Source organism: Streptomyces sp. 11-1-2 (assembly GCF_003595545.1).
Classification (GTDB): Bacteria; Actinomycetota; Actinomycetes; order Streptomycetales; family Streptomycetaceae; genus Streptomyces; species Streptomyces hygroscopicus_B.
Window position 1 is genome coordinate 5,802,662 of record NZ_CP022545.1, and the last position, 17,394, is coordinate 5,820,055.

The window sequence follows — 17,394 nt, forward strand, 5'->3', positions numbered from 1 at the left end:
ATACACCGCGGCAACGAGAAAGGTTCCGGGACCGGCCAATGGCGCTCACCCTCTACGTCGACACCGCGCGCTGGCGGGCGCACCAGCAGACGGTGATCCAGCAGTTCCCAGGGATAGTCCCGGTCTGCAAAGGCAACGGCTACGGCTTCGGCCATGAGCGCCTGGCCGAGGAGGCGGCCCGCATGAGCAGCGACGTCCTCGCGGTCGGGACCACCTACGAGGCCGCCCGGATGAAGGACTTCTTCAGCGGTGACCTGCTCGTACTCACCCCCTTCCGGCGCGGCGAGGAGCCGGTGCCGCTGCCGGACCGGGTGATCCGCTCGGTCTCGTCGGTCGACGGCGTCTACGGCCTGGTGAACGCGCGTGTGGTCATCGAGGTCATGAGCAGCATGAAGCGGCACGGCATCACCGAGCAGGACCTGCCCAAGCTGCACGCCGCGATAGAGAACGTCCGGCTGGAGGGGTTCGCCATCCACCTTCCGCTCGACCGCACCGACGGCCTGGACGCGGTCGAGGAGGTCATCGCCTGGATGGACCGGCTGCGGGCGGCACGGCTGCCGCTGCACACCATGTTCGTCAGCCACCTCAAGGCCGAGGAACTGGCCCGGCTGCAGCAGCAGTTCCCGCAGACCCGCTTCCGGGCGCGCATCGGCACCCGGCTGTGGCTGGGCGACCACGATTCGACGGAGTACCGGGGCTCGGTGCTCGACGTCACCCGGGTGGCGAAGGGCGACCGCTTCGGCTACCGCCAGCAGAAGTCCGCCTCCGACGGCCATCTGGTCGTCGTCGCGGGCGGCACTTCCCACGGCGTCGGTCTGGAGGCGCCCAAGGCGCTGCACGGGATGATGCCCCGCGCCAAGGGGGTCGCCCGCGCCGGCCTCGCGACCGTCAACCGCAATCTCTCGCCGTTCGTGTGGGCGGGCAAGCAGCGGTGGTTCGCCGAGCCGCCGCATATGCAGGTGTCCATCCTGTTCGTGCCCGGTGATGTCCAGGCACCCCAGGTGGGGGACGAGTTGGTGGCGCATCTGCGGCACACCACGACGCAGTTCGACCGGCTCTTCGACCGATGAGGCCGCGCCGCCGGGAGGGGCTCCCGTCCGGGGCTCACTCCCGGTGGACACCCCAGTCCACCAGCGCCGCGCCTTCGTACCGGGAAGCGCGCCGCGCCCGTCCCAGCACGAACGCGTCCGGGGCCCGGTCCAGCACGCCTCCTCCGGGGTCGTCCGCCCCGTCCTTGCGCACCGGGTCCCGCTCCGGCACCAGCGCGTCCCGGACGATCAGGGCGCACAGATAGAGCGTCCCCAGCAGATGCACGGCGATCGCCAGCTGATAGCCCTCCGCGGGCAGCCCCCGGTGCTGGTCGCCGCTGCCCGTGTACGCGAGGTACATCCAGATCCCTAGGAAGTACATGACCTCGCACGCCTGCCAGACCAGGAAGTCCCGCCAGCGCGGCCGTGCCAGTGCCGCCAGCGGGATCAGCCACAGCACGTACTGCGGTGAGTAGACCTTGTTGGTGAGCACGAACGCCGCGACGATCAGGAAGGAGAGCTGGACCAGGCGCGGACGTCGCGGGGCGCACAGGGCGAGCGCCGCCACCCCGATGCAGGCCAGGACCATCAGGAGGGTTCCGTAGGTGTTGACGTCCTCCAGGGGGTTCCCGGTGCGCTGCGAGATGATCAGCCACAGGGAGCCGAAGTCGACAGGGCGCTCCTGGCTGAAGGTGTAGAAGGTCTTCCAGCCCTCGCGGATGTGCAGGCCACCGCCCTGCGTGGTGATCATCACGGGGAGGTTCACCACGAGCCAGGCGGCCGCGGCTCCGCCCGTCGCCGTCCAGAAGGCCCTCAGCCGCCCGGCCCGCAGGCAGAGCACCAGCACCGCACCGAGCAGCAGCCCGGGGTAGAGCTTCGCGGCCGTCGCGAGCCCCAGCAGCACACCGGCGGCCAGCGGGCGGCTGCGGGACCACATCAGCAGGGCGGCGGCCGTAAGGGCGACGGCGAGCAGGTCCCAGTTGATGGTGGCCGTGAGCGCGAAGGCGGGGGCCAGGGCGACCAGCAGGGCGTCCCAGGGGCGGCGGCGATGCGTACGGGCCACACAGACCGCGATGACCGCGGTGCAGACCATGAGCATGCCCGCGTTGACCAGCCAGTAGATCTGCTCACGGTCCTGGATGGAGCCGCCGTGCGGGGTCAGCCAGGAGGCGACCTCCATGAAGAGGCCGGTGAGGACCGGGTACTCCAGGTACTGCATCCCGCCCGAGACGCTGTCCGGTATGCGGTCGAAGTACGGGACGAGGTCGATGGCGAAGCCGCGGCCGTTGTAGAGGTGCGGTATGTCGGAGTAGCAGGCGTGGGTGTACTGGGCGGTGGCGCCGTAGAACCAGCCGCCGTCGTAGCACGGCAGCTTCTGCGCCATGCCCAGGGCGAACATGCCGATGGCGGCGATCGCCACGATCCGCACCGGGGTCCACCAGCTCGTGCCGAGCAGAGCCCGGCGTCCGGCCGGCCCACCGATCAGCTCGCTGCCGGCCGCGGCCAGCGGGTCCTCGGCGGTCGGCCTGACGGGCTCGGCCTGTGGGTCCTCGCGCACGCTCATGGCCCCCATCCTGCCGTACGAGCCTGGCGGCAGGAGTCAGGACCGCCCCAGCGGCCGCTGAGCGCGCCGCGGACGGCTCGGCGGGTCCCCGGAGCGGGAAGCAGGGTGCGAGGGGCGCAGAGGGCCGTTCAGGGCCCGGAACGGCGCCGGCCGCGCCGGGAGCGGGGTTCGCTCCGGCGCGGCCGGCGAGTGGTGAACGGGTCGTACAGGGCTACGGGCTAGTCCTCCCGCCGGGCCCCGGACGGGCCGCCGAATATGCCTCCGGGCCCGCCCGGCGGATCCGAGGTCGGTGATGTGGTCGGACCGCCCGGACCGCCGTTCTGGCCTCCGTTCTGGTTGCCGCCGTTCTGGTTCCCGCCGTTGTCGTTGCAGTTGAAGTCCAGCGGGTCACAGGTGTCCGTCGGGGTCGGGCTGCCGGACGGCGACTCCGAGGGCGACTCCGACGGAGATTCCGAAGGGGACTCCGACGGGGACTCGGAAGGCTTTTCCGTCGTCTGGGTCGGGCTCGGGCTCGCGTCCTCGCCGAAGACCTTCTGGCCGATCGGGGTGGCCGCGGGGAAGTCCTTGACCGGCTTGCCCTGCAGGGCACCGCGCATGTAGTCGGCCCAGATCTCCGCCGGGAACGACGCGCCGTGGATCGTCTTCTGACCGCCCACACCGCGCATGGACAGGAACTTCTGGCTCTTGGCCTGGTCGTCCACCCGCCACATGCCGATCGCGGTGGACAGCTGCGGGGTGTAGCCGGAGAACCAGGCCGACTTGTTCTCGTCGGTGGTTCCGGTCTTGCCCGCCGCCGGACGGCCGATCTTCGCCGAGGTGCCGGTGCCGTGCTCGACCACGTTCTCCAGGACGTCGGTGACGTTGTTCGCCACGTTCGAGTCGAACGCCCGCTTGAGCTGGGCGTCCTGCTTGTGGTCGTAGACGGGGCCGTTCTTGTCCTCGACCCGCTCCACCGAGTACGGGTCGGCCTGCTCGCCGCTGGCCGCGAAGGTGGCGTACGCCCCGGCGAGCCGGATGGCGCTGGGCGCGGAGGTGCCGAGCGAGAACGTCGGGGTGATCGAGGCCAGTTGCTCCTTGCTGAGGCCCGCGGCCAGGGCCGAGTCCCGCACCTTGTCGGTGCCGACGTCCATGCCCAGCTGGATGAACGGGGTGTTCACCGAGTACTGCATCGCGGTGCGCAGGCTGACCGGGCCCTTGTCCTCGTCACCGTCGTTCCGCTGGTGCCACTCCTTGCCGTCCTTGTCGTGCCAGACGGTGCCGTCGTAGTCCCGCAGGGTCAACTTGTTGTCGCCGTTGTAGACACTGCTCGGCGAGACCAGGGTGCGCTCGGAATCGGGTTGCTCCCGGGTGCCCTTCGGATCGCGGACGCCATTGGTCATCGCGGCGGCCATCACGAAGGGCTTGAAGGTCGAGCCCACCTGGACACCGGTGTAGTCGGCGTTGTTGCGGTAGTGCTCCAGCGCGTTCTTGCCGCCGTAGATGGCCAGGATCTTGCCCGTCTTGGGCTCCACCGAGGCGCCGCCGAACTGGACGTGCTTGTCCGGCTCACGCAGTTTCGGCTTGATGTTCTCCTTGGAGACCTTCTCGACCGCCCGGGTCAGCTCACTGATCTTTTTCCGGTCGAAGGTGGTATGGATCTGATAGCCACCCTTGTCCAGCTTCGACTTGCTGATTCCGGTGTTGGCGATGATGTAGTTGTCGGCGAGGTCGGTGAGGTAGCCGATCTGGCCCTGCTTGTTCGTGGCCACCTTCGGGTCCTGCGGCATCGGGAAACCCTTGCCGATCCACTCCTGGGCCTCGGTCCTGCTCAGCCTGTGCACGGCGACCTCACGCCGCAGGATCCACTCCCAGCGCTGCTTGGCCCGCTTGGTGTTGGCCTCCTTGGTGGCCGCGGCGCCGTAACCGCCGTTGGGGTCGTAGAGGTTGGGGCCGTTCAGCGTCGAGGCCAGGAAGGCGCTCTGGCTGGGCGTCAGGGCCGAGCAGTCACGGTCGTAGTACGCGCGGGCCGCCGCCTGGCAGCCGTAGGCACCGCGTCCGTAGTAGGCGGTGTTCAGGTAGCTCCCGAGGATGTAGTCCTTGTCCTTGGTCGCGCCCACCTTTATGGAGATGAACAGTTCCTTGACCTTGCGCGTGAGCGTCTGCGACTGGTCCAGGTAGGTGTTCTTCACGAACTGCTGGGTGATGGTCGACCCACTCTGGGTCGCGCCGCCCCGCGCCATGTTGACGACCGCGCGCGCGATACCCATCGGGTCAACGCCGGAGTCCTGGTAGAAGCTGGCGTTCTCCGCGGAGATCACCGCGTTCTGCATGGACTTGGGGATCTTGCTGAGGGGGACGATCTGACGGTTGAGGTCACCACCGCCGGAGACCACCATCTGCTTGCCGTCGGCCCAGTAGTAGACGTTCTTCTGGGTCTGGGACGCGGCCTGGGCGGTCGGCACCTGCACCAGCCACAGCCCTATGCCGACGGCGCCGAGCAGCACCGCGAAGAAGAAGAGGAAGGTTCCCGTCACCAGCTTCCAGGACGGAACCCAGCGCCGGAAACCCGACCTTCCGCCACGCGGGTAGTCGATAAAGCGCTTCTTGCCGGGGTGCCCATCGCCCCCCGAGTCATGTCCGCGGCCGCCGCCGGCCCCCCGCCGGCCGCCACCGCGACCGCCGTGGCCCGCGCCGCCCGCGCCCGGATCGGCTCCTCGTCTACGGCCGCCGCCGCGTTGTGCGGCGCGGCGGGCCGCCGCGCGGCCGCTGTAAGGACGCTCTTCCCCCTGGGGGGTGGCGTCCGACCCGGCTGCGGCGTTGTGCGTCGGTGCTGCGCGGCGGCCGGACGACTGCTGTCCGGCTCGCCGGGCCGCTGCTCGTCCGCCGCCTTGGGGCTGCGGCGGTTTGCGACGGTGCTCGCTCATGGAACGACTTCTCCTCGGGCAGGCGCTATCGCCTGAAAGCGGCAGATGGCTTCCGGTCCCCCCAATGTGCGGTCCGGTCGCACCAGGCAACCGGACGCACTGCATCCGGGACGAGGACGCATCGCGGCGTCACTTGGTTCCCATAGGTCTGCATGGCGAACAGAGTACGCACGGTCAAAACCCGCCCAGCCGCCACCTTCACTCCATAACCGTCAGATTGAATGCCACGAATTGATGATGTGACGGCGTTCACCGTGGGCCCTCTTGTCCCGCCGGGGGCACGGATCTATCGTCTTGATGTATCGAGTCGATACATCAGCTCGACATAGCTGGCTCGGAGGAGAGGGGAGGCGGGGAATGAGCAGACGCTCCGGCGTCCTGGAGTTCGCCGTCCTCGGCCTGCTGCGCGAGTCCCCGATGCACGGATACGAGCTGCGCAAGCGGCTCAACACGTCACTCGGGGTGTTCCGGGCGTTCAGCTACGGCAGCCTCTATCCCTGCCTCAAGACGCTGGTCTCCAACGGCTGGTTGATCGAGGAATCCGGCAGCGCCTCCCAGGACGCCCTCGCGGCGCCCCTCTCCGGCCGCCGGGCCAAGATCGTCTACCGGCTCACGGCGGCGGGGAAGGAGCGGTTCGAGGAGCTTCTCTCCCACACCGGGCCGGACGCCTGGGAGGACGAGCACTTCGGCGTCCGTTTCGCCTTCTTCGGCCAGACGTCACGAGACGTTCGCATGCGGGTGCTCGAAGGGCGGCGCAGCCGCCTGGAGGAGCGCCTGGACAAGATGCGCGCCGCCATGGCCCGCACCCGCGAGCGGCTGGACGACTACACCCTCGAGCTGCAGCGGCACGGGATGGAGTCGGTGGAGCGCGAGGTCCGCTGGCTGAACGAGCTGATCGAGAGCGAGCGGTCCGGGCGCGACCAGCGCGACGGCACCGCCGGGCAGGACCGGGCGATCGAGCGGGATGAGGACCGGCCGCCACAGCAGGAGCAGGACCAGTCAGGAGATGCGGACGGCCCGCCCCGGCACCGGGGTGGATCCCGGCCGGATCCGTCCGATGACACCGCCAAGTGAGGCCCGGCAGCCGCGGGGCCTCATCCAGTACACACAGGGAGCAACCGGAATGGGTTCGGTTCGTGTAGCCATCGTCGGCGTGGGCAACTGCGCCGCCTCGCTGGTACAGGGCGTCGAGTACTACAAGGACGCCGACCCGGACACCCGCGTGCCGGGTCTGATGCACGTGCAGTTCGGCGACTACCACGTGAACGACGTGGAGTTCGTGGCCGCCTTCGACGTGGACGCGAAGAAGGTCGGCCTGGACCTCGCGGACGCCATCGGCGCCAGCGAGAACAACACCATCAAGATCTGCGACGTGCCGACGGCCGGTGTCACGGTCCAGCGCGGCCACACGCTCGACGGACTCGGCAAGTACTACCGCCAGACCATCGACGAGTCCGACGAGGCCCCGGTCGACGTCGTCCAGGTCCTCAAGGACAAGCAGGTCGACGTTCTGGTCTGCTACCTCCCGGTCGGCTCCGAGGACGCCGCCAAGTACTACGCCCAGTGCGCCATCGACGCCAAGGTCGCCTTCGTCAACGCCCTTCCGGTGTTCATCGCCGGCACCAAGGAGTGGGCGGACAAGTTCACCGAGGCCGGGGTGCCGATCGTCGGTGACGACATCAAGTCGCAGGTCGGCGCGACCATCACGCACCGCGTGATGGCCAAGCTGTTCGAGGACCGGGGCGTCATCCTGGACCGCACCATGCAGCTGAACGTCGGCGGCAACATGGACTTCAAGAACATGCTCGAGCGGGAGCGCCTGGAGTCCAAGAAGATCTCCAAGACCCAGGCCGTCACCTCCCAGATCCCCGACCGCGATCTGGGTGCCGACAACGTCCACATCGGCCCCTCGGACTTCGTGGCCTGGCTGGACGACCGCAAGTGGGCCTATGTCCGCCTGGAGGGCCGCGCGTTCGGCGATGTCCCGCTGAACCTGGAGTACAAGCTCGAGGTGTGGGACTCCCCGAACTCCGCGGGTGTCATCATCGACGCGCTGCGCGCCGCGAAGATCGCCAAGGACCGCGGCATCGGCGGCCCCATCCTCTCCGCCTCCTCGTACTTCATGAAGTCGCCGCCGGTGCAGTACTTCGACAACGAGGCGCAGGAGAACGTGGAGAAGTTCATCAAGGGCGAGGTCGAGCGCTGACGCGCCATGCACTGATTCCCGCCGCGTGATCACGGGCCTTCGGGTAATACACCCGGAGGCCCGTGTGGTGTGTGAGGCTGATGCCATGCCCGTTGTGCGTGATCTCCGCGTACTGCTGCAACTGCGTGACTTCCGGCGCCTTCTGGCCATCCGCCTGCTGTCCCAGGCGGCTGACGGCGTCTACCAGGTCGCACTCGCCACGTATGTGGTCTTCTCCCCGGAGAAGCAGACCTCCGCCGCGGCCATCGCCTCCGCCATGGCCGTCCTGCTGCTCCCCTACTCCCTGCTCGGCCCCTTCGCCGGAGTGCTGCTGGACCGCTGGCCCCGGCGGCAGGTGCTGCTCTACGGCAATCTGCTGCGCTCGGGACTGGCCACCGGAACCGCCGTACTGGTCCTCGGCCAGGTGCCGGAGTGGCTCTTCTACGTCTCGGCCCTGTCGGTGACGGCCGTGAACCGCTTTGTGCTGGCCGGTCTTTCGGCGGCCCTGCCGCGGGTCGTCGACAGCCAGGAACGTCTGGTCATGGCCAACTCCCTCTCGCCCACCGCCGGAACGCTCGCCGCCACGGCCGGGGGCAGCCTCGCCTTCATCGTGCGGCTGTCGGGCCCGGGAGGCACCTCGTCGGACGCGCTGGTCGTCCTGCTGGGCGCCGCGCTCTATCTCATCGCCGGACTCACGGCCCTGTCGATGGCACCGGGCCTGCTGGGACCGGATCCCGCGGCCCTTCAGCCCCGTCTCCCCGCGGCCCTGATGAGCACCGCGCGGGGTCTGGTCGCGGGTGTACGCCATCTACTGGAACGCCGGGATCCCACTGTGGCGCTGGCCGCGATGACGCTGATGCGCTTCTGCTACGGGGCGCTCACGGTGACGGTGCTGATGCTCTGCCGCTACGCATGGGCCGACACCGAGTCCGAGGGGCTCGCACTTCTGGGGCTGGCCGTCGGCGTCTCGGGGGCGGGCTTCTTCGCGGCGGCGGTGATCACGCCCTGGGCGGTGGCCCGGCTCAGGACCCCTGCGTCCTCCCGGCCGGACGGCCGGCTCTCCTGGGTGATGGTGTGCGCGGGAAGCGCGGCCCTGCTGGAACCGGGTCTCGGGCTGCCCTTCGAGCCCGCCCCCATGCTGATCGCCGCGTTCGTCCTCGGGCTCATCACCCAGGGCGCCAAGATCGCCACCGACACCGTCGTACAGTCCGCCATCGCCGATGACTTCCGCGGCCGGATCTTCTCCCTCTACGACGTGCTGTTCAACGTCGCCTTCGTGGGAGCCGCGGCGGTCGCCGCGGTGATACTGCCACCGGACGGCAGATCGGCCCCGCTGCTGATCTGTGTGGCGCTGATCTACGCGGCCACCGCGCTGCTCGTCAGGTTTCACGTGAAACATGACCGGGACCACGCCCAGCGGGTCGATGTTTCACGTGAAACCGGAGGGGCTCAGCCTTCCGACTGAGCGTCCCACCACTCCTGGAGCGTGGCGATCGCGGTGTCCCGCTCCATCGGACCGTGCTCCAGCCGCATCTCCAGCAGATGCTTGTACGCCTTGCCGACCTGCGGCCCCGGAGGGATGCCGAGAATCTTCATGATCTCGTTGCCGTCCAGATCCGGGCGGATCGAGTCCAGCTCCTCCTGCTCCTGCAACCGGGCGATGCGCCCCTCGAGGCCGTCGTAGGCACGCGAGAGCGCCGTCGCCTTCCGCTTGTTGCGGGTGGTGCAGTCCGAGCGGGTCAGCTTGTGCAGCCGGTCCAGCAGCGGCCCGGCGTCACGGACGTAGCGGCGGACGGCCGAGTCGGTCCATTCCCCCGTGCCATAGCCGTGGAAGCGCAGATGCAGCTCGACAAGGCGCGAGACGTCCTTGATCAGCTCATTGGAGTACTTGAGCTTCGTCATCCGGTACTTGGTCATCTTGGCTCCCACCACCTCGTGGTGGTGGAAGGAGACCCGGCCGTCCTTCTCGAAGCGGCGCGTCTTGGGCTTACCGATGTCATGCAGCAGCGCGGCCAGCCGCAGCACCAGATCGGGCCCCTCGGTCTCCAGGTCGATGGCCTGGTCCAGCACCGTCAGCGAATGCTCGTACACATCCTTGTGGCGGTGGTGCTCATCACGCTCCAGGCGCAGCGCCGGGAGCTCCGGCAGGACGCGGTCGGCGAGCCCGGTCTCCACCAGCAGCCGCAGCCCCTCGCGGGGGTGGTCGGCCAGGATGAGCTTGTTGAGCTCATCACGTACCCGCTCGGCCGAGACGATGTCGATACGGTCGGCCATCGAGGTCATCGCGGCGACCACCTCGGGGGCCACCTCGAAGTCCAGCTGCGCGGCGAAGCGCGCGGCACGCATCATCCGCAGCGGATCGTCGGAGAAGGACTCCTCGGGCGTCCCGGGGGTGCGCAGCACCCGGGCGGCGAGATCCTCCAGACCGTGGTGCGGGTCGATGAACTCCTTCTGCGGAAGCGCCACCGCCATCGCGTTGACCGTGAAGTCCCGACGGACCAGGTCCTCCTCGATGGAGTCGCCGTACGACACCTCGGGCTTCCGGGATGTCCGGTCATAGGCTTCCGACCGATAAGTCGTGATTTCAATCTGGAAGCTCTGATCCGACCCGCTTCCTGCGGCCATGTCCTTACGGCAGCCGACGGTGCCGAAGGCGATGCCGACATCCCACACCGCGTCCGCCCACGGCCGTACGATCTTCAGTACCTCGTCCGGCCGAGCGTCCGTCGTGAAGTCCAGATCGTTACCGAGCCGGCCGAGCAGCGCGTCCCGTACCGAGCCACCGACCAGAGCCAGGCGGAAACCGGCCTGCTGGAAGCGACGGGCAAGATCGTCGGCGACGGGAGAGACCCGCAGGAGCTCGCCCACGGCGCGGCGCTGCACCTGGCTGAGCTCATTGGTCGGCTGCGGGGGTCGGCTGTCATTGTTGGCGTTCGGCACAACAGAACAGGGTACGTGGCCGTGCGCCCCGCGGACTCCACACCCGATGCGGACCACCACTGCGTAACGATCTTGTGGAGCCATCCACAGCACTTCGCCACAGCGGGCATCGTTACCATTTCGTGGACGCACAGTGCGACGACCACTGACGACCTACTGACGACAAGGGACGGGCGAGCGCGTGGCCGATGCGGCAGACCTCCGGGGGACAACTTCCGCTCGCGCCCGACGATGGTTGCGGCGCACAGCGGCCCTGCTCGCCGCGGCGCCGATGCTCGCGGGCCTGACACAGATTCCGGCGGCGCCCGCCGCCCACGCGGAGAGCAAGGCCACCGGCTCACGGTCGGTGGACGTCTCCATCACCTCGCTGACCCCCACCGCGCCGAACAAGAGCGACACCCTCACCGTCAGCGGCACCGTCACCAACGACACCAAGAACACGGTGTCGGGGGCCCGGGTGGGCCTCCGCGTAGGTCCGACCATGGACGGCCGCAGCTCGATCGACACCGCCGCCCACCGCACCGGCTATACGGAGGGCCTCGACGGCACCGAGGTGGACGGCAAATACGCCAAGAAGATCGGCAAGCTGTCCGCCGGCACCAGCCGTGACTTCTCCCTCTCCATACCGGTGGACCAGTTGCACCTGGGGGAGAACGGCGTCTATCAGCTCGGCGTCTCGCTCACCGGTGGCACCTCCAGTGAGCCCTGGCCGCAGGTGCTGGGCATCGAGCGGACCTTCCTGCCCTGGCAGTCCGGCACGGCCACGAAGAAGTCCCAGCTCACCTATCTGTGGCCGCTGATCTCCGCCACGCATGTGACCGCGCGCACGGACAACGACGAGGACCGCACTCCGATCTTCCGGGACGACCGCCTCGCCAAGGAGCTGGCCCCCGGTGGCCGGCTCCAGCAGATGGTCGCCCTGGGGAAGAACCTCCCCATCACCTGGGTGATCGACCCCGACCTGCTCGCCACGGTCGACGCGATGACCAAGAAGTACGAGGTCCAGAACCCCTCGGGCAAGGGGACCAAGGCGGGCCGCGGCCAGACGGTCGCCAAGCAGTGGCTCGACGCCCTGCAGAAGGCCGTGGACGGCAAGCAGGTGGTCGCGCTGCCGTTCGCCGACCCCGACCTCGCCTCGCTCGCCCACCGCGGTAAGAACGTCAGCGGCACCCTCAGCCACCTCCAGGGCGCCACCGAGCTCGCCTCGACGACCGTGGAGACCATCCTCGGGGTGAGGCCGCGCACGGACTTCGCCTGGCCCGTGGACGGCGCGATCGACTCCTCGATCGTGGACGTCGCCACCTCCGCCGGCGCGCACAACGTCATCGCCCGCAGCGACAGCCTGCGCGAGACCGGCGGGCTCCCCTACACCCCCACCGCGGCCCGCCAGATCGGCGGCGGCAATACGGCGGTGGTCGCCGACGCACGGCTGTCGACGGCCTTCACCGGCGACATGTCCAAGGCGGAGAACTCCACCCTCGCCATCCAGACATTCCTGGCCCAGAGCCAGATGTTCAACCTGCAGGCGCCGGACAAGCAGCGCAGCATCGTGGTCGCCCCCCAGCGGACGCCCACCACCAGCCAGGCGCAGGCGATGGCGGCGGCCCTGGAGGGCCTCTCCGGGCAGTGGACGCAGCCGCTGAGCCTGGGACAGGCCGCGAAGGCGAAGCCCGACCCGAGCGCCACCCAGCGGGTGCCGAGCTCCCGCTCGTACCCCCGGTCGCTGCGCGCGCGGGAACTGCCCACCGAGGCGTTCGACAGGATCCAGGAGACCCAGAACACCCTGGACAATTTCGAGCCGATTCTCACCGCCAAGTACCGGGTGGTCACTCCCTTCGGGAACGCGATCAGGCGCGAGATGTCGACCTCATGGCGCAGCGAGGCACAGAACGCGGCCGGCTTCCGGCACGACGTGCAGACCTATCTGTCCGGGCTCACCAAGAAGGTGCGCCTGGTCCCCAAGACGGACATGACCCTCTCCGGGCGGAGCGCGACCGTCCCGGTGACTCTCCAGAACAACCTGGTGCAGGGTGTCGAGCTACGGCTCGTCCTCCGCTCCCAGCAGGGCAACCGGCTGGCGATCAGCGACCCTCAGCTGGTCAATGTGGAGGGCGGCCACAGCCAGTCCGTGAAGTTCGGGACCACGGCCAACGCGAACGGCCCGGTGTGGGTCTCGGCCCAGCTCTACACCCCGGACGGACAGCCTTACGGCCGCGAGATGCTGTTCGAGGTGAATGTCACCGAAATCACGTCGACCGTGATTCTCGTGATCGCCGGCGGTGTGCTGCTGCTGGTCCTCGCCGGTGTCCGGATCTACGTCCAGCGCAAGCGCGCGGCCGCCAGGAGCGGTGAGGACGGCGGAGACGGGGAAGACGCCGAGACGGCACACGGGCAGGATGAGGACGACAGCGAGGCCCCGGAGACCGACCGGCGTGACCCCGCGCACGCCCTCGTGCCCGAGCAGCCGAGTGACCCGGCGGCGGACACCGGATCGCAAAGCGCTGGCCCGTCCGGCTCGGGTGAGAAAGTGGAGCGTTGAGCAAAGCCGGGGCCGGTCGGCCGCAGCGGACGATGAGGTGGGGTAGCGATGAACGCGCCGTATGACGGTGATGGCCGAGTGCCACCACCGCCGCAGCCTTCTCCTCACGGCTCCCACGACCCTTACGGACAGGAACCGCACCAGCGCGATCCGTATCTGGGCGACGCCCACCAGGCCCCCCAGGCCGATCCGCGCCAGTCGTACGGCCAGCAGTACTACGCACCGGATCCGTATCTGGACGATACGTACGCGACGGGCAGCTTCACGCCCTACCCGTATCCGACGCAGGATCGCTACGCCCACGACCCGCTGACGGATCCGCTGTACGACCGGCACGCCCCCCACACACCGCAGCAGGGGGGCTACCAGCAGCCCCCCACGCCGCAGGGCCCCGATCCGCGCGCTTGGCACTCCGACGCCGCCCCCGGCCACCAGGGCGCGGCACAGCAGCCGTACACCGGCGGTCAGCCGGGGCCCGGCTATCCGGGGCCCGGCGACGGCTACGGCGCGCCACAGCAGCCGCAGCAGGACGCCTTCGCGCATCTCTACCGCGATCAGCAGCCCTACGACCCCCGGGCCGCCCAGGGCCAGGGCTACCCGCAGGGCCCGGAGAACTACCCGCACGGGCAGGCGCCCACACAGGGGCAGGCACCGGTTCCCGGACCGTCGAGATCCGAGTCCGCCCATGCCACGGCCGCCGCTCCCACGGTGGCCGCTCCCGTCGTGACCGCCCCTGCGGCCGAGCCGGAGCCGAAGAAGCCCTCAGGGGGCCGGGCCGGGAGCCTGCTGCAGTCAAGCGCGCTGATGGCCGCGGGCACCCTGGTCTCCCGCCTGACCGGCTTCGTCCGACAGATGGTGATCGTCGCGGGCCTCGGCGCCGCCAGCCTCGGCCAGGCTTACCAGGTCGCCTATCAGCTGCCCGCGATGATCTACTTCCTCACCGTCGGCGGCGGCCTGAACTCCGTCTTCGTCCCACAGCTCGTGCGCGCGATGAAGGAGGATGACGACGGCGGAGTGGCCTACGCCAACCGTCTGCTCACGTTGACGATGGTCGCGCTCGGCAGCCTCGTCGCGGTTTCGCTGTTCGCGGCTCCGGCACTGATCCGGATGCTCTCTGCGGACATCGCCAGCGATCCCCCCTCCAACGAGGTTGCGGTCACCTTCGCCCGCTACTGCCTGCCCACCATCTTCTTCATGGGCGTGCACGTGGTGGTCGGTCAGATCCTCAACGCCCGGGGCAAGTTCGGCGCGATGATGTGGACCCCGGTCCTCAACAACATTGTCGTCATCGCCACTTTCGGCCTCTTCATCTGGGTGTTCGGCACCTCCAGCAACTCCAACATGGGTGTCACGACCATCACGCCGGAAGGCATCCGGCTGCTGGGCATCGGCACACTCCTCGGCCTCACCGTCCAGGCCCTGGCGATGTTCCCCTATCTCCGGGCAGCCGGTTTCCGCTTCCGGCCACGCTTCGACTGGCGTGGCCACGGACTCGGCAAGGCCGCCAAACTGGCCAAGTGGACCGTGCTGTTCGTGCTCGCCAACCAGGCCGGCAACATCGTGGTGACCCAGCTCGCCACCGCGGCCGGTACGGACGCCGACAACGGAGGCCACCCAGGAGCGAGCTACGTCGGCTACACGAGTGCTCAGCTCATCTGGAACATGCCGCAGGCCATCATCACCGTGTCGGTGATGGCAGCTCTGCTCCCCAGGCTCTCCCGGGCGGCCCACGACGGCGACCCCGGAGCGGTCCGCGACGACATCTCGCAGGGCCTGCGCACCTCCGCCGTCGCCATCGTCCCCCTCGCCTTCGGCTTCATCGCGCTCGGTATCCCCCTCTGCACACTGCTTTTCGGGACCTCGGGCACCGAAACGGCCCAAGCCATGGGCTACATCCTCATGGCGTTCGGCCTCGGACTCATCCCCTTCTCCGTGCAGTACGTCGTCCTCCGTGGCTTCTACGCCTACGAGGACACCCGCACCCCCTTCTACAACACGGTGATCGTCGCCGCCGTCAACGCCGCCGGCTCCGCACTCGCCTATGTCGTCCTCCCCGCCCGCTGGGCCGTCGCCGGTATGGCGGCCGCCTACGGCCTGGCCTACGCCACCGGCGTGGGCGTGGCCTGGAAGCGGCTGCGCAAGCGGCTGGGCGGCGATCTGGACGGCCCCCGCGTCATCCGCACCTACACCCGCCTCACGGGCGCCAGCATCCCCGCAGCCCTCCTGGGCGGCGGCTCGGCGTACACCATCATGCAAATCCTCGGAATGGGCATCGCGGGCTCTGTAGCGGGTTTGCTGGGCGGCGGTCTCGTTCTTATCGCGGTCTTCTACATTGCTGCGAAACGGATGCGCGTTGAGGAGCTGACGGCCATGGTCGGTATGGTGCGCGGACGACTCGGACGCTGATCATTGAGCACAACCATCGTCCACCACCGTGTGTCGTGCATAGCGGCGGACTGTGGGCACAATTGTCTTGGCTCGGAGTAGGCGCAACGGATGGGGAGGCAGGAACGACGGTGGCGGAACGGAGCACGGCTGCCGTCGACGTGGCCGACAGCGGCGGAGAGGAGCCGCTGACCGCCGAGGCGGGCAAGGCCACGGCCGACGGGGCGGGGACGAAAGAGAAGGTCGGTAAGGGGACGGAGGCCGCGGTCACCGAAGAGGTGGGCGCCGCGGCCGAAGCGAGCCCCCTCGAGCTGCACAGCGGTCACAAGTTGGCCAGACGGTACCGTCTGGAGGAGTGCGTCACCCGTCTGGACGGATTCAGCAGTTGGCGTGCCGTGGACGAGAAACTGCGGCGTGCTGTCGGTGTGCATGTCCTGCCCGCCGACCATCCGCGCGCCAGGCCGGTGCTCGCCGCCGCCCGTTCGGCGGCCTTGCTGGGCGATCCGCGCTTCGTCCAGGTCCTCGACGCCGTCGAGGAGAACGATCTCGTCTATGTCGTCCATGAGTGGCTTCCAGACGCCACCGAACTCACCGCCGTGCTGGCCGCCGGGCCGCTCGAGCCGCACGACGCGTACCAATTGGTCAGCCAGGTCTCCCAGGCCATGGCCGCCGCTCACCGCGAGGGCCTGGCCCATCTGCGGCTGAACCCCGGCTCCGTGCTGCGCACCGAATCCGGCCAGTACCGCATCCGGGGACTCGCCGTCATGGCCGCCCTGCGCGGTATCAGCGTCGACCACCCTCAGCGCACGGATACCGAGGCGATCGGCGCGCTGCTGTACGCGGCGCTCACTCAGCGCTGGCCGTACGACACCGACGCCTACGGCCTCTCCGGGCTGCCCAAGGGCGTGGGCCTGATCGCCCCCGACCAGGTCCGTGCGGGAGTGCACCGCGGTCTGTCCGAGCTCGCGATGCGCGCCCTGGTCAACGAGGGAGCCACCGCTTCCCGTCAGGACCAGCCCTGCACCACCCCCGAGGAGCTGGCCAAGGCCGTCGCGGCCATGCCGCGCATCCGGCCGCCCGAGCCCGCCTACACCCCTTCGCCGGCGTATTCGCGCACGACGTACCAACAGGGCGTATACGGCCAGCCGCCGAACCGTGGCGGCGCCGCGCACACGGCCCGCCCGGCCGTTCCCATGCCGCCTCCGCCGCCACTGCAGAGCCGCACGGGCAAGGCCCTCAAGTGGACCGTCTCCGCGCTTCTGATCGCCGCCCTCGGCCTCGGCAGCTGGCAGCTCGCGGACACGCTCCTCAAGGAGGAGAACAAGACCGACCCGGGCAAGTCCTCCAGCGAGAAGGACGACGGCAAGGGCGAGCAGCTCGTGGGCAAGCCGCTCGACATCGCGAGCGCCACGGAGTTCTCCCCGTTGGACCCGCCCTTCGCCCCGGACAAGGTCGATGGAGCCGTGGACGGCGACGCGGGCACCGCCTGGGTGACCAAGGAGTTCTGGAACTACCCGAACTTCGGTAACCTGCCCAGGCGAAAGCAGGGCAGCGGCATCGTCGTCGACCTCGGCAGCGCCAAAAGCGTCGCGAGTATCGACATCGACTTCTACCGCGCCGGCCAGAAGGTGGAAGTTCTCGCCGCGGACCCCTCCGCCTCCAACCCCACCTCACTCAGCGCCTTCTCCAAGCACCTCACCGATCTGAAGAGCGCCGGGAAGAAGCTGACCACCGTTCTCGACAAGCCAGTACGGACGCGTTTCGTCCTGGTTCACATCACCGAGCTTCCGGCCAGCACCGCTGATCGCTACCGTGGCGGCATCTCGGAGATCAAGGTCAAGGGCTGACCC

The 17,394-nt window shown here is 69.0% G+C and carries 10 protein-coding genes; 7 read left to right on the top strand and 3 right to left on the bottom strand.

The window, feature by feature from the left end; all coding sequences use genetic code 11:
- Positions 1-38: 38 nt before the first annotated feature.
- On the top strand, positions 39-1,070 hold the full coding sequence (locus tag CGL27_RS24505) for an alanine racemase (protein ID WP_119990035.1): 1,032 nt from the start codon (positions 39-41) through the stop codon (positions 1,068-1,070).
- Positions 1,071-1,104: 34 nt separating this feature from the next.
- Here the strand turns inward: CGL27_RS24505 and CGL27_RS24510 are convergent, their stop codons facing one another.
- Positions 1,105-2,592 (bottom strand): glycosyltransferase 87 family protein, encoded by a 1,488-nt coding sequence (locus CGL27_RS24510; RefSeq protein WP_078642421.1) that lies wholly within the window; start codon positions 2,590-2,592, stop codon positions 1,105-1,107.
- 218 nt (positions 2,593-2,810) lie between these two features.
- Positions 2,811-5,495 (bottom strand): transglycosylase domain-containing protein, encoded by a 2,685-nt coding sequence (locus CGL27_RS24515; protein WP_162953062.1) that lies wholly within the window; start codon positions 5,493-5,495, stop codon positions 2,811-2,813.
- 357 nt (positions 5,496-5,852) lie between these two features.
- Here CGL27_RS24515 and CGL27_RS24525 point away from each other — a divergent pair, with 357 nt between their 5' ends.
- The 3 genes from CGL27_RS24525 (at position 5,853) to CGL27_RS24535 (ending at position 9,145) form a co-directional block, all read left to right on the top strand.
- The gene (locus CGL27_RS24525; protein WP_078642423.1) at positions 5,853-6,569 is read left to right on the top strand and encodes a PadR family transcriptional regulator; all 717 of its coding nucleotides are present in this window, start codon (positions 5,853-5,855) and stop codon (positions 6,567-6,569) included.
- Between the two features lie 49 nt (positions 6,570-6,618).
- A complete protein-coding gene (locus CGL27_RS24530) occupies positions 6,619-7,701 on the top strand; it encodes an inositol-3-phosphate synthase (protein WP_078642424.1) in 1,083 nt (360 codons plus the stop codon).
- A gap of 85 nt (positions 7,702-7,786) precedes the next feature.
- A complete protein-coding gene (locus CGL27_RS24535) occupies positions 7,787-9,145 on the top strand; it encodes an MFS transporter (protein WP_119990042.1) in 1,359 nt (452 codons plus the stop codon).
- On the opposite strand, the gene CGL27_RS24540 is transcribed toward CGL27_RS24535, so the two are convergent.
- Positions 9,130-10,620 carry a CCA tRNA nucleotidyltransferase gene (locus CGL27_RS24540; protein ID WP_119990044.1) on the bottom strand — a complete coding sequence of 497 codons (1,491 nt, stop codon included), beginning with the start codon at positions 10,618-10,620 and terminating at the stop codon, positions 9,130-9,132. The two genes, CGL27_RS24535 and CGL27_RS24540, sit on opposite strands and share 16 nt — an antisense overlap.
- 181 nt (positions 10,621-10,801) lie before the next feature.
- On the opposite strand from CGL27_RS24540, the gene CGL27_RS24545 reads away from it, so the two are divergent.
- The 3 genes from CGL27_RS24545 (at position 10,802) to CGL27_RS24555 (ending at position 17,391) form a co-directional block, all read left to right on the top strand.
- Positions 10,802-13,159 (top strand): DUF6049 family protein, encoded by a 2,358-nt coding sequence (locus tag CGL27_RS24545; RefSeq protein ID WP_119990046.1) that lies wholly within the window; start codon positions 10,802-10,804, stop codon positions 13,157-13,159.
- 48 nt (positions 13,160-13,207) lie between these two features.
- Entirely contained in the window at positions 13,208-15,565 is a 2,358-nt protein-coding gene (gene murJ / locus CGL27_RS24550; RefSeq protein WP_119990048.1) for a murein biosynthesis integral membrane protein MurJ, read from the top strand.
- 110 nt (positions 15,566-15,675) lie between these two features.
- A complete protein-coding gene (locus tag CGL27_RS24555; protein ID WP_119990050.1) occupies positions 15,676-17,391 on the top strand; it encodes a protein kinase family protein in 1,716 nt (571 codons plus the stop codon).
- The last annotated feature ends 3 nt before the right edge of the window (positions 17,392-17,394 follow it).

Bases quoted from the DNA above. Each gene is read 5' to 3' on its own strand.
- CGL27_RS24525 (WP_078642423.1), top strand. From the start codon at position 5,853: ATGAGCAGACGCTCCGGCGTCCTGGAGTTCGCCGTCCTCGGCCTGCTG.
- CGL27_RS24510 (WP_078642421.1), bottom strand. From the start codon at position 2,592: ATGAGCGTGCGCGAGGACCCACAGGCCGAGCCCGTCAGGCCGACCGCC.
- CGL27_RS24515 (WP_162953062.1), bottom strand. From the start codon at position 5,495: ATGAGCGAGCACCGTCGCAAACCGCCGCAGCCCCAAGGCGGCGGACGA.
- CGL27_RS24505 (WP_119990035.1), top strand. From the start codon at position 39: ATGGCGCTCACCCTCTACGTCGACACCGCGCGCTGGCGGGCGCACCAG.
- CGL27_RS24535 (WP_119990042.1), top strand. From the start codon at position 7,787: ATGCCCGTTGTGCGTGATCTCCGCGTACTGCTGCAACTGCGTGACTTC.
- murJ (WP_119990048.1), top strand. From the start codon at position 13,208: ATGAACGCGCCGTATGACGGTGATGGCCGAGTGCCACCACCGCCGCAG.
- CGL27_RS24530 (WP_078642424.1), top strand. From the start codon at position 6,619: ATGGGTTCGGTTCGTGTAGCCATCGTCGGCGTGGGCAACTGCGCCGCC.